The organism is Mobilicoccus sp., from assembly GCF_032060985.1.
Lineage (GTDB): Bacteria > Actinomycetota > Actinomycetes > Actinomycetales > Dermatophilaceae > Mobilicoccus.
The window spans coordinates 126,478-138,651 of sequence record NZ_DAMBGD010000006.1 but is presented as its reverse complement, the minus strand read 5'-3'; the positions used below and the strand labels follow the sequence as shown (position 1 = coordinate 138,651).

At 71.5% G+C, this 12,174-nt stretch carries 10 protein-coding genes; 6 read left to right on the top strand and 4 right to left on the bottom strand.

The window, feature by feature from the left end; genetic code table 11:
• Nucleotide 1 precedes the first annotated feature (1 nt).
• Nucleotides 2–943: a COX15/CtaA family protein gene (locus RT054_RS07010; RefSeq protein WP_313022744.1), complete on the top strand. Its 942-nt coding sequence runs from the start codon at nucleotides 2–4 to the stop codon at nucleotides 941–943.
• 31 nt (nucleotides 944–974) lie between these two features.
• On the opposite strand, the gene RT054_RS07005 is transcribed toward RT054_RS07010, so the two are convergent.
• From RT054_RS07005 to RT054_RS06995, 3 genes are read right to left on the bottom strand one after another with little or no spacing between them, the layout of a single operon-like run.
• A complete protein-coding gene (locus RT054_RS07005) occupies nucleotides 975–2,480 on the bottom strand; it encodes a tripartite tricarboxylate transporter permease (RefSeq protein ID WP_313022743.1) in 1,506 nt (501 codons plus the stop codon).
• Between the two features lie 3 nt (nucleotides 2,481–2,483).
• A complete protein-coding gene (locus RT054_RS07000) occupies nucleotides 2,484–3,047 on the bottom strand; it encodes a tripartite tricarboxylate transporter TctB family protein (protein ID WP_313022741.1) in 564 nt (187 codons plus the stop codon).
• Nucleotides 3,044–4,102, bottom strand: coding sequence for a tripartite tricarboxylate transporter substrate-binding protein (locus RT054_RS06995; protein WP_313022739.1), 1,059 nt, complete (start codon nucleotides 4,100–4,102; stop codon nucleotides 3,044–3,046). Before RT054_RS06995 ends, RT054_RS07000 begins: the two co-directional genes overlap by 4 nt.
• Nucleotides 4,103–4,444: 342 nt before the next feature.
• Between RT054_RS06995 and RT054_RS06990 the strand changes: the two genes are divergently transcribed.
• Entirely contained in the window at nucleotides 4,445–4,795 is a 351-nt protein-coding gene (locus RT054_RS06990) for a universal stress protein (protein ID WP_312718043.1), read from the top strand.
• Nucleotides 4,796–4,901: 106 nt separating this feature from the next.
• Here RT054_RS06990 and RT054_RS06985 read toward each other — a convergent pair whose 3' ends face one another.
• Nucleotides 4,902–5,879 carry a heme o synthase gene (locus RT054_RS06985; protein ID WP_396837230.1) on the bottom strand — a complete coding sequence of 326 codons (978 nt, stop codon included), beginning with the start codon at nucleotides 5,877–5,879 and terminating at the stop codon, nucleotides 4,902–4,904.
• A gap of 239 nt (nucleotides 5,880–6,118) precedes the next feature.
• Between RT054_RS06985 and tkt the strand changes: the two genes are divergently transcribed.
• The 4 genes from tkt to RT054_RS06965 are packed head-to-tail and all read left to right on the top strand — an operon-like array spanning nucleotide 6,119 to nucleotide 12,034.
• Nucleotides 6,119–8,341 (top strand): transketolase, encoded by a 2,223-nt coding sequence (tkt, locus tag RT054_RS06980; protein WP_313022738.1) that lies wholly within the window; start codon nucleotides 6,119–6,121, stop codon nucleotides 8,339–8,341.
• The gene (gene tal / locus RT054_RS06975) at nucleotides 8,338–9,450 is read left to right on the top strand and encodes a transaldolase (protein WP_313022736.1); all 1,113 of its coding nucleotides are present in this window, start codon (nucleotides 8,338–8,340) and stop codon (nucleotides 9,448–9,450) included. Before tkt ends, tal begins: the two co-directional genes overlap by 4 nt.
• The gene (zwf, locus tag RT054_RS06970; RefSeq protein WP_312718047.1) at nucleotides 9,447–11,003 is read left to right on the top strand and encodes a glucose-6-phosphate dehydrogenase; all 1,557 of its coding nucleotides are present in this window, start codon (nucleotides 9,447–9,449) and stop codon (nucleotides 11,001–11,003) included. Before tal ends, zwf begins: the two co-directional genes overlap by 4 nt.
• On the top strand, nucleotides 11,000–12,034 hold the full coding sequence (locus tag RT054_RS06965; RefSeq protein WP_313022735.1) for a glucose-6-phosphate dehydrogenase assembly protein OpcA: 1,035 nt from the start codon (nucleotides 11,000–11,002) through the stop codon (nucleotides 12,032–12,034). The genes zwf and RT054_RS06965 overlap by 4 nt, the downstream gene beginning before the upstream one ends.
• Nucleotides 12,035–12,174: the final 140 nt, after the last annotated feature.

Below are 12,174 nucleotides of genomic sequence, written 5' to 3'. Positions count from 1 at the left end.
GGTGAGCACGACCTCGACGCCCGGTAGCCCCGTCCAGACCCCCGCCGACGTCGTCGCGCCCCCACGCGGGGTGCGTGACTGGATGTGGATCGCCCTCATCGCGAACCTCGTCGGCAACATCGCCATCATCCTCACCGGTGGTCTCGTGCGCCTCACCGGTTCCGGCCTGGGGTGCCCGACGTGGCCGGAGTGCACCCCGGGGTCGATCGTGCCGACGGGTCAGCAGACTCAGGGGTTCCACAAGTTCATCGAGTTCGGCAACCGGCTCATCACGCCGGTCCTCGTCGCCATCGCCCTGTGGGTCCTCGTCCTGGCGGTGATGAAGTTCTGGAACACCCGCCGCCGGTTCGTCGCCGCGTGCGCGGTGCCCCTGCTGTTCGTGCTCGTCCAGGCGGTCCTGGGCGGGATCATCGTGCTCGCCCACCTCGACCCCAAGACGGTGTCGCCGCACTTCCTCATCTCGCTGTTCCTCGTCTCCAACGGCACCTACCTGCTGTACCGGTACCGCGAGGGCGACACGCGGCCCCAGCGCGTGGTCCCCGTCGTCCTCCAGCGACTCGGCTGGGTGACCGCGGGCGTGGGCGCGGTCGTCTGCGTCCTCGGCACGGCGGTGACGGGCTCCGGCCCCCACTCGGGTGACTCGATGGCCGACGTCCGCCTCGGCTTCGACCCGCATGCGACGAGCTGGCTCCACGCCGACGCGGTCATGCTCTTCCTCGGCCTCACGGTGGCGCTCGTCGTCGCCAGCCGCCTCGTCGACGTGCCCGCTCCGTACCGGAGGGCCTGGCACTGGACCCTCGCGCTCTCCTTCGTGCAGGGCCTCGTCGGGTACGTGCAGTACTTCACCGGCCGGCCCATCGGGCTCGTCGCCGTCCACCTGCTCCTCTCGGCGCTCTTCGTCGTGCTGCTCACCCAGGGCGTCCTCACGGCCCGTCGCCGCTGACGGCGGCCGACCGCGGCCGTCGCGCCGTGGGTCAGACGTCGGCGGAGGACCGGGACCGGATCCTGCCGAGCGCCACGACGACGAGCACGAGGGCGAGCAGCGCGTAGATCGCGACGGGGATCGGGTGGGAGACGAACACCGCGTAGTCCCCGTCGGAGGAGAGAAGTCCGTCCCGCAGGCTCGTCTCGAAGAGCGGCCCGAGGACGAGGCCGATCATCAGCGGGGCGAGCGGCACGTCGTGACGACGCATCGCGAAACCGACGAGAGCGATGCCGAGCAGGAGGAACAGGTCGAACCGCTGCGCACTGGTGGCGTACACGCCGAGCCCGCAGAAGACCATGATCCCCGCGTAGAGATACGGCCTCGGGATGAGCAGGAGCTTGCTCCACATCGCGGCGAACGGCAGGTTGAGCAGCAACAACACGACCATCGCGATGAAGAAGCTCGCGAGCAGGGGCCACACGAGATCGGCCGAGCGGGTGAACAGCAACGGACCGGGTTGGAGGCCGTACTGCTGGAACGCCGCGAGCATGATGGCCGCGGTGCTGGAGACGGGGAGCCCGAGGGCGAGGAGCGCGCCCATCGCCATCCCGGTCGTCGCGTTGCCCGCGGCCTCCGGGGCGGCCAGGCCGCGGATCGCCCCCTTGCCGAACTGCGGGTCCCTGCGACGACGGTCGAGGCGCCGCTCGGCGTCGTAGGCCATGAACGTCGGCACCTCCGAGCCGCCCACCGGGATGATTCCGAAGGGCAGACCGATCGCCGTCCCCCGCAACCATGCGGGGAGGGCCTCGACGAACTCGGCCCGGGAGAGGAACGGGCGCCCCGAGGGACGGATCTCGTGCGCGGCCGTGTCGCGGCGGATGCGGGAGGCCACGTGGAAGACCTCGCCGAGGGCGAGCACGCCGACGGTGACCGTGACGATCGAGATGCCGTCGAACATCTCGGGCACGCCGAGGGTGAAGCGTTCGGCGCCCGTGAACGAGTCGATGCCCACGACGGCGATCGACAACCCGAGGACCAGGGACGCGAGCCCCTTGACCACCGAGTCCGAGACGATCGAGCTCGTCGCCACGAACGCGAACAGTGCGAGCGCGAGGTACTCGGCCGGGCCGAACGCCGCCGACAGGTCGGCGAGCCGCGGCGCGAGGAACACGACGACGACCGAGGCGATCATGCCGCCGAGGAACGCACCGATGGCCGCCGTCGCGAGGGCCTGGGCCGCCCGCCCGCTCTTCGCCATCTGATGCCCCTCGAACGTCGAGGCGATCGCCGATCCCTGCCCCGGGGTGTTCATGAGGATCGCCATCGTCGAATCACCGAACAGCCCACCGAAGTACACGCCGGCGAACATGATGAACGCGCCGGTGGGGTCGAGGGCGAAGGTGAGCGGGAGCAGGAGCGCGACGGCCATCGACGAGCCGAGGCCGGGGACCACGCCCACCGAGGTGCCGAGCAGACAGCCGACGAGCACCCACAGCATGTTCATCGGGGTGAGCGCGTCGCCGAACCCGGCGAGGAGGTTCGCGAGCTGATCCACCGGTCACCACCCCCCGCCGAGCAGACCCGAGGGCAACGTGAGGCCGAGCCCCACGGAGAACGCGAGGTACACCAGGCTCGACACGACGAGTGCGAGGCTCGCGTCGAACACCGGCCGCGTGCTGCCGATCCCGCGCGCGACGCACCAGAAGAGCACCGCCGCGCCGAGGATCCAGCCGAGGAGGTCGAGGGTCGCGGCGAACAGCGCGAATCCGCCGACGCACCACGCCACCGCACCCCAGTCGGTGTACGTGCGGCGGCCGTGGCCGTGCGTGTGCTCGGGCACCCGGGGATGCCGCAGGACCTCGAGGACGAGCAGCGCCGCGAGCACGTAGCCGGCGACGACGAGGATCCAGGGGACGAACGTGGGGCCGGGGAACTCGTCGTCGGGTGCCGCCATCGTGAGGTTGCCGACGGCGAGCCACGTCGCGACCGCCGCCATGATGAGCGGGATGACGAGGCCGCTGCGCCCGGCCCACCAGGAGTCGCGCCCACCCTCGACGTCGGCTCGGGCGTGGCCCGCGTCGTCGGAGGTGGACACGGCGGCGGGGTCGGGTGAGGTGCTCACTGGATCTCCTCGGCGAGGGCGGCGATGCGGGTCTGTTCGTCCTGGAGCCAGGAGTCGAGTTCGGGACCGGCGGGGAGGAAGACGTTCGACCACAGGTTGCGCTTCTCCGCCGCCTGCCATTCCGGGGTCCGCGTCGCGGCGCCGACGAGGTCGACGAGCTGAGCCAACTCGTCGTCCGTGATGCCGGGTGGCGCGACGAGCATCCGCCAGTTCGCGAGGGTCACGTCGTGCCCCTGTTCGCGCAGGGTGGGGATGCCGACGCCCGGAAGGCGCTCGGGCGCGGCGAGGCCGAGGGCGCGCAGGCGGCCGGCCTCGATCTGGTCGGACATGTCGGTGTAGCCGGAGGTCGCGGCGACCGCGGTGCCGTTGAGGAGGGCGGTGGTCGCCTCTCCCCCACCGGACTTGGGGATGTAGGCGACCTGCGCCGGATCGAGACCCACCTTGCTCGCGAGCTCGGCACCCACGAGCTGATCGAACGTGCCACCGCCGGTCCACGTGACCTTCGTGGGGTCGGCCTTCCACGCCGCGACGAGGTCGTCGAGGGTCCGGTAGGGGGAATCCCCCTTGACCACGACGACGTCGTACTCCTCGACGACCCGCGCGACCGGTGTGACGTCCCCGTGGTCGACGGGAGCGTCGAGCTGGGCGACGCCGGCGACGAGCCCGGTTCCGGAGACCATGAGCGTGTTCGCCCGGCCGCCCATCGTCGTGAGCTTGCCGAGGGCGATCGTGCCCGACGCGCCGGGGATGTTGACCACCTGGACGTTGTTGACGAGCTTCTCGGCGCGCATCGACTGCTGCATCTCGCGCTGGAAGGTGTCCCAGCCGCCGCCCGGACCGGCCGGCGCGACGAGCGTGAGGTTGGCCCGGATGTCGTCGCCGCCGGCGGCGCTCTGCACCGAGAAGAACGACGCCGCCCCGATGACGATCGCCGCGAAGAGCGCGTAGGCGAGGTGGGCGGCACGGACGGGGCCACGTGAACCGCGCTCGCGGGGCTCGTCGTCGCCCACTGCGGCGACGGCACCCGCCTCGGGCGAGGGTGGGACGGTCGACACCTCGGCACCTTTCGTCGTGCGATCCGGCTGCCGCCCGGATGACGGCGCCCGTGGCGACACCCGGGTCGGTCTCCGGAGAGCGTAGTCAGAGAGCGTAGTCGGTGAGACGTGGCTCACACTCCGCGCCGCGCGGTCGATCCTCGCCTTGCGCAACCTGGCCCCTCGGCACGAGGTGGTCGTCCGACCCCGGGACTCCCCAGGGTCACCGCCCCCGTCGGGCCGTCCCGGCGGGATTCAGGGCATAGGGTGATGAGACCCGCATCACACGCCCGGTCGCGGCGTCCTCGCAGGTCGCCATGGGGTCTGCGACCGCCGGCCGGGCCAGCGACGAAAGGTGCCGCGATGACCGTCCTGCTCGCCTCCGCCGAGACCGCCGAGGGCGCCGCCGCGCTCGAATTCGCTCTCGAGGAGGCCACCCGCCGCGGCGAGAACCTCATCGTGTTCCACCTCGAGGGCCGTCCCGGGGAGGAGCCCGCCGTCATCGACGGCGTGGAACTCACGCACGCCGGACCCGACGAGCGTTCCCGCGACGTCGCGGGCGAACTCATCGACGTCGCGAACTCCGGGGACGTCTCCGTCGTGGTCGTCGGGGTGCGACAGCGCACGCCCGTCGGCAAGCTCGTCCTCGGCAGTCGCGCCCAGAAGATCCTCCTCGAGGCCAGGGTCCCCGTCGTGGCCGTCAAGGTGAGCTGACGCGGCCTGCCTCGGCCGTCGGGATGATCACCGGGGGCCGACGCGAGCGGTGGCGCCGCCGGAACGCGCGGCTCGCCGTGCCCTCCGTCGGGGCCCCGGCGGGGGCTCAGAACGGCAGGGGGAAGAAGAGCAACGGGTCCACGGCGACGCCGACGAACAGCAACGTGAGGTAGCTGATCGAGTAGTGGAACAGGCGCATGGGGCGTAGGGCCGCGAGCGTGGTGTTGGCGGGGTCCTTGGCGCGGCCCAGCAACGTGTGGGCCTCTCGGATGAAGACCGCGCCACTGACGAGCGCGACGACCGTGTAGATCCACCCCATGGGGGCCAGTGGGATGAGCGCGAGCGAGGCGAGCACCGTGGCCCACGCGTAGGCGACGCACTTGCGGGCGACGCCGGTGTCTTCGGCGACGACCGGCAGCATGGGGATCCCGGCGGCGGCGTAGTCGTCCTTGAACCGCATCGAGAGCGGCCAGTAGTGCGGCGGCGTCCAGAAGAAGACGACGAGGAAGAGCACGAACGGCGCGACGGCCAGGGAGTTCGTGACCGCCGACCAGCCGATGAGCACGGGCATGCACCCCGCGACCCCGCCCCAGACGATGTTCTGGGAGGTCCGGCGCTTGAGCACGATCGTGTAGAAGACGACGTAGAGCAGGATCGCGCCGAACGACAGCGCCGCCGAGAGGACGTTGACGAACACCCCGAGGACGAGCACCGAGGCGATCCCGAGGAGGACGCCGAACACGACGGCGTTGCGCACCGACATGACGCCGGTGGCGAGGGGACGGCCCTCGGTGCGGTGCATGAGCCGGTCGACGTCGCGGTCGATGATGCAGTTGAAGACGTTGGCGCAGGCCGCCGACAACGTGCCGCCGACGAGCGTGGCGAGGACGAGCGGGATCGAAGGGACGCCGCGCTCGGCGAGGAACATCACGGGGAACGTCGTGATGAGGAGGAGCTCGATGATGCGCGGCTTGGTGAGCGAGACGTAGTCGCGCACACCTGCACGGGGGATCACTCCCTCCTCGCCCACCCCAGGGGTCGACGGAAGATCGGTGGAGTTCCGGCCGGGCTGAAGAGTGGTCACGATGTGGTCGCCAGATCCTTCACGTGCGGGGGCCCGAGGTGGGCGGTGCTGTCGCCCAGTGTAGGCGCGTCGCGCGCCGCTGCGTCTGGGGCGTCCCCATGCCGTTGTCGGTGACGCCCGATACGCTCGGCGGAGAAGCACGAGCCACGGCGCGGGTACCGCGATCCACCGGCCCCACCGGGCCGACGTCCGTCCGCCCACGCCCCCACCTCACAGCGCCCTCCGGCGAAGGAGACCACATGACCGACCAGCTCGCGAGCCGCCGCGACCCCTCCCTCTCCGCACCCCGCTGCAGCGAGGTGGGGTGGAGCGACCTCGACGTCCGCGCCGTCGACACGGTGCGCGTCCTCGCGGCCGACGCCGTGCAGAAGGCCGGCAACGGTCACCCGGGCACGGCGATGAGCCTGGCCCCCCTCGCCTACCTGCTGTTCCAGAAGGTCATGCGCATCGATCCGAACGACCCGGACTGGTTGGGTCGCGACCGGTTCGTCCTCTCCTGCGGACACAGCAGCCTCACCCAGTACATCCAGCTGTACCTCTCCGGTTACGGCATGGAGATGTCCGACCTCCAGGCGTTGCGCACGTTCGGTTCGCAGACGCCCGGTCACCCCGAGGTGCACCACACCCGCGGGGTCGAGATCACGACCGGCCCCCTGGGCTCCGGGCTCGCCACGGCCGTCGGCATGGCGATGGGTCAGCGCCGCCAGCGCGGCATGTTCGACCCCGACGCCGCCCCCGGGGAGAGCCCCTTCGACCACCACGTCTACGTCGTCGCCTCCGACGGCGACCTCATGGAGGGCGTGAGTTCCGAGGCCTCCTCCCTCGCCGGTCACCAGGAGCTCGACAACCTCACGGTGATCTACGACCAGAACTTCATCTCGATCGAGGACGACACCGACATCGCGTTCAGCGAGGACGTCCAGGCCAGGTACGAGGCCTACGGCTGGCACGTCGAGGTCGTCGACTGGCGCGCAGACCCCTACGTCGAGGACGTCGATGCGCTCTACGCCGCGCTCACCAACGGCGAGAAGCGCCGCGGCAGGCCGACACTCGTCATCCTCCGCACGATCATCGCCTGGCCGGCCCCCTCGCTGCAGGGCACGGGCAAGGCACACGGCGCGGCGCTCGGCGACGACGAGGTGGCGGCCACCAAGAAGCTCCTCGGGTTCGACCCCGAGTCCTCGTTCCCGGAGGAGCCCGAGGTCCTCGCGCACGCCCGCAAGGTCGCCGACCGGGGGGCGAAGGCCCACGAGGAGTGGGAGGTGCGCTACGCGTCGTGGCGGGAGGCCAACCCCGAGGCCGCGGCGACGCTCGACCGGATCCGCGCCCACGAGCTGCCCGAAGGTCTGTCCGAGGCGCTGCCGGTCTTCCCCGCCGACGAGAAGGGCATCGCGACCCGGAAGGCCTCCGGTGAGGTCATCAACGCGATCAAGGACGTCGTCCCCGAGCTGTGGGGCGGGTCGGCCGACCTCGCCGAGTCCAACAACACGGCGATGAAGGACGAGCCGAGCTTCGTCCCCGAGGACCGCACGACCGACATGTGGCCCGGTGGTCCCTACGGGCGCAACCTCCACTTCGGCGTGCGTGAGAACGCGATGGGCATGGCCCTCAACGGCATGGCGCTCGAGGGCCTCACCCGGCCCTACGGCGGCACGTTCCTCATCTTCTCCGACTACATGCGTCCGGCGGTGCGCCTCGCAGCCCTGCAGGAGCTCGGGGTCACGTTCGTGTGGACCCACGACTCCATCGGCCTCGGCGAGGACGGCCCCACCCACCAGCCCATCGAGCACCTCAGCTCGCTGCGGGCCATCCCCCACCTCGACGTCGTCCGTCCCGCCGACGCGAACGAGACGGCCTGGGCCTGGTACCGCATCCTGCAGCGGCACGATCGCCCCGCGGGTCTCGCACTCAGTCGGCAGAACCTGCCGGTCCTCGACCGCGACCGGTTCGCCGGTGCCGAGAACACGGTCAAGGGCGCCTACGTCCTCGCCGACACCGACGGCGCTCCCGACGTCATCCTCCTCGCCACCGGCTCGGAGGTTTCCCTCGCCCTCACGGCGCGCGAGGAGCTCGCCGAGTTCGACGTGGCGGCCCGCGTGGTGTCGGTGCCCTGCGTCGAGTGGTTCCTCGACCAACCGCAGGACTACCGCGAGTCCGTCCTGCCCCCCGAGGTGCGGGCTCGCGTGGCGGTCGAGGCCGGCCACCCCATGAGCTGGTACCGGTTCGTCGGCGACGCCGGTCGCGTCGTCGGAATCGACCACTTCGGCGCCTCCGCCGCCGGTGAAGTGCTCTACGAGAAGTTCGGCATCACCCCCTCCGCCGTCGTCGACGCCGCCAAGGACTCCATCGAGGCGGCGCGTCGCGGAGCACGGGTCACCACCGACGAGCGACTCGTCACCGACGCGGAGGCCGACACGCCGACCGACGGGGACGGGAAGACCCACGAAGGAGCCGACAAGTGAGCGCCAACCCCCGCCTCGCCGCTCTCTCCGAGGCCGGCGTCTCCATCTGGCTCGACGACCTGTCGCGGCAGCTCATCACCTCCGGTGAATTGAGCCGTCGCATCGAGGAGGACTCCGTCGTCGGGGTGACCACCAACCCGACGATCTTCGCCGGGGCCCTCGCCGACGGCGAGGGGTACGAGGAGCAGATCGCCGAGCTCTCGACGTCCGGCGCGAGTGTCGACGAGGCCATCCTCGCGATCACCACCGACGACGTGCGCCGGGCTTGCGACGTGTTCATGCCGGTCTACGAGGCCAGTGGCGGCGTGGACGGGCGGGTCTCCCTCGAGGTCGACCCGGGCCTCGCCCACGACACCGCAGGCACGCTCGAGAGCGCCGAGGTGCTGTGGCGCACCGTCGACCGCCCCAACCTGCTCGTCAAGATCCCGGCGACCGACGAGGGACTCCCCGCGATCACGCAGGCCGTCGCGAAGGGCATCAGCGTCAACGTGACGCTGGTCTTCTCCCTCGATCGGTACCGGGGCGTCCTCAATGCCTTCCTCACCGGCCTGGAGCAGGCACGCGAGCACGGCCTCGACCTGTCGGGCATCCACTCGGTCGCGTCGTTCTTCATCTCCCGCCTCGACTCCGAGGTCGACTCCCGGCTCGACGAGATCGGCACGGAGGAGGCCCAGGCGCTCAAGGGGCGCGCCGCGCTCGCCAACGCACGGCTCGCGTACCAGGCCTTCACCGAGGTGCGCGACACCCCGCGCTGGCAGACCCTCGCCGACGACGGCGCGCACATGCAGCGTCCGCTGTGGGCCTCCACCGGGGTCAAGAACCCCGACTACCCCGACACGCTCTACGTCACCGGCCTGGTCACCCGCGACGTCGTCAACACGATGCCCGCCGCCACGCTCGAGGCCTTCGCCGACCACGGGGAGGTCGAGGGCGACACCGCCGTCGGGGAGGCCGCGGACTCCGAAGCCGTCCTCGACGACCTCGAGCGTCTCGGCATCGCCTACGCGGACGTCATCGCCACCCTCGAACGCGAGGGCGTCGAGAAGTTCGCCGCCTCGTGGGAGGAGCTCACGCAGACGGTGCGGCGCGCGCTGGAGCGGGGCGAGTGAGCCCGGCGCGCGTCTCGCGCGACCACAACCCCCTGCGCGCACCCGACGACACCCGGCTCCCGCGGATCGCGGGCCCGTGTTCGGTCGTGCTCTTCGGCGTCACCGGTGATCTCGCCCGCAAGAAGCTGCTGCCCGCGATCTACGACCTCGCGGGCCGCGGCCTCCTTCCGCCGGGCTTCTCGCTCGTCGGGTTCGGGCGGCGCGACTGGAGCGACGCGGAGTTCGGTGAGTACGTGCGGGAGGCCGTCACGGCACACGCACGCACCCCGTTCAGCGAGGAGCTCTGGGGGGAGCTCGCGGACGGCCTCCGGTTCGTCTCCGGCGCGTTCGACGACGACGCCGCGTTCGATCACCTGGCGGACGTGCTCGCCCAGCTCGACGAGTGGCGGGGCACCGGCGGCAACCACGCGTTCTACCTGTCGATCCCGCCCGGGGCGTTCCCCGACGTGTGTCGACAGATCCACCGCAGCGGTCTCGCCGGCGCCGATCCCGAGGGGACGCATCCGGACGCGTGGCGCCGGGTCATCATCGAGAAGCCGTTCGGGCACGACCTCGAGAGCGCCCAGGAGCTCAACGGCATCGTCGAGTCGGTGTTCCCCGCCGACAGCATCTTCCGCATCGACCACTACCTCGGCAAGGAGACCGTCCAGAACATCCTGGCGCTCCGCTTCGCCAACGAGTTGTTCGAGCCCATCTGGAACGGCAACCACGTCGATCACGTGCAGATCACGATGGCCGAGGACATCGGCATCGGCGGACGCGCGGGGTACTACGACGGCATCGGCGCCGCGCGGGACGTCATCCAGAACCACCTCCTGCAGCTCCTCGCCCTCATCGCGATGGAGGAGCCGCTCTCCTTCGACGCGGCCCATCTGCGCGCCGAGAAGCAGAAGGTCCTCGAGGCCGCACGGCTCGCGGGTCCGGTCTCGACCGCGTCGGCCCGGGGGGTCTACACCGAGGGCTGGCAGGGCGGTGAGCCCGTCCCGGGCTACGAGCAGGAGGAGGGCGTCGCAGCGGACTCCACCACGGAGACCTTCGCGGCGCTGGCCCTCGCCGTCGACACGCGCCGGTGGGCGGGGGTGCCGTTCTACCTGCGCACCGGCAAACGGCTGCCGAAACGCGTCACCGAGGTCGCGGTCGTCTTCAAGCCGGCGCCGCATCACCCGTTCGGGCGCGACGCGACCGAGGAACTCGGTGCGAACGCCGTCGTCATCCGGGTGCAGCCCGACGAGGGCGTCACCCTGCGGTTCGGCGCCAAGGTGCCGGGCACCACGCTCGAGGTCCGTGACGTGAGCATGGACTTCGGGTACGGGCGCTCGTTCATGCAGTCGAGCCCCGAGGCGTACGAGCGACTCATCCTCGACGTCCTCCTCGGGGACCCGCCGCTGTTCCCCCGGCACGAGGAGGTCGAGTCCTCGTGGCGCATCCTCGACCCGGTCACCACGTCCTGGGCGAGATCCGGTGAGCCCGAGCCGTACGCGGCCGGCAGCTGGGGCCCTGCCTCGGCCGACGACCTGCTCGCCCGCGACGGACGCTCCTGGAGGCTCCCGTGATCCTCGACATGCCCGACACCTCGGTCGGTGATCTCTCGCGCAGGCTCCTCGACCTCCGCGAGGGCGTGGGCGCCATGGCCCTCGGCCGCGTCTTCACCCTCGTCGTGCTCACCTCCCCCGCCGAGGAGGAGCGGGCCCTCGCCGTGGCCGAGGAGGCGACGAGGCAGCACCCCTCGCGCATCGTCGCGGTCGTCCACGGCTCCCGCCGCGGTCCGGACCGGATCGACGGGCAGATCCGCGTCGGCGGTGACGCCGGAGCGAGCGAGATGGTCGTCATGCGGGTGAGCGGTGACCTCACCGAACACAGCGAGGCGGTCGTGCTGCCGTTCCTGCTCGCCGACTCCCCCGTCGTCGCGTGGTGGGCGGGTGACTGCCCGGGCGACGTCTCGGCCCATCCGATCGGTCGCATCGCGCGCCGCCGCATCACCGATGCGGAACACACCCCCGCGCCCAGCACGGCGATCCGCGAGCGGGCGCGGCACTACGCGCCGGGCGACAGCGACCTCGTCTGGACCCGGACGACGAGGTGGCGCGGCCTGCTCGCGGCGGCGCTGGACCTGCCCCCCTACGAGCCCGTCACCCGCGTCTGCGTCGCGGGCGCCTACGACTCGGCGTCGGCCGATCTGCTCGCCGCCTGGCTCGGTTCGGCCCTGCGTTGTGAGGTGGTGAGGGCCCGCACCGAGGCCGGCACCGGGCTCATCAGTGTCCGGCTCGACCGCCGCAGCGGTCCGGTGGATCTCGTCCGTCCTGACGGGCTCGTCGCCACCCTCGAGCAGGCCGCGCAACCGCCGCGCCGGCTGGTCGTGGCTCGGCGCGAGGAGGCGGAGTGTCTGGCCGACGAGCTCTCCCACCTCGGCGAGGACGACGCCTACGCGCGCACCCTGCGCGAGGGCATCCCCCTGCTCGAGGACGCGGCCATGCCGGCCGGAGAGGCCGTGAGCAAGGGGATCGCCCCCTCCCCCGACGCCTCCCGCCGCCTGGCACGACGTCTCGGGCGCGATGAGGCCAGGAGACGCGCCGACGACGCGTGAGACCGCGCGGACCCACGCCCGGTCGCCGTCGTCGTTCCCGACGGCGTGGTCGTCGTGCCAGGCCGGATCGGGTTCGCGGTGTCACCTGGACGCACGAGTTCGCCCGAGCCGCATGGGCCCGGGCGAACTCGTCGAGGAAG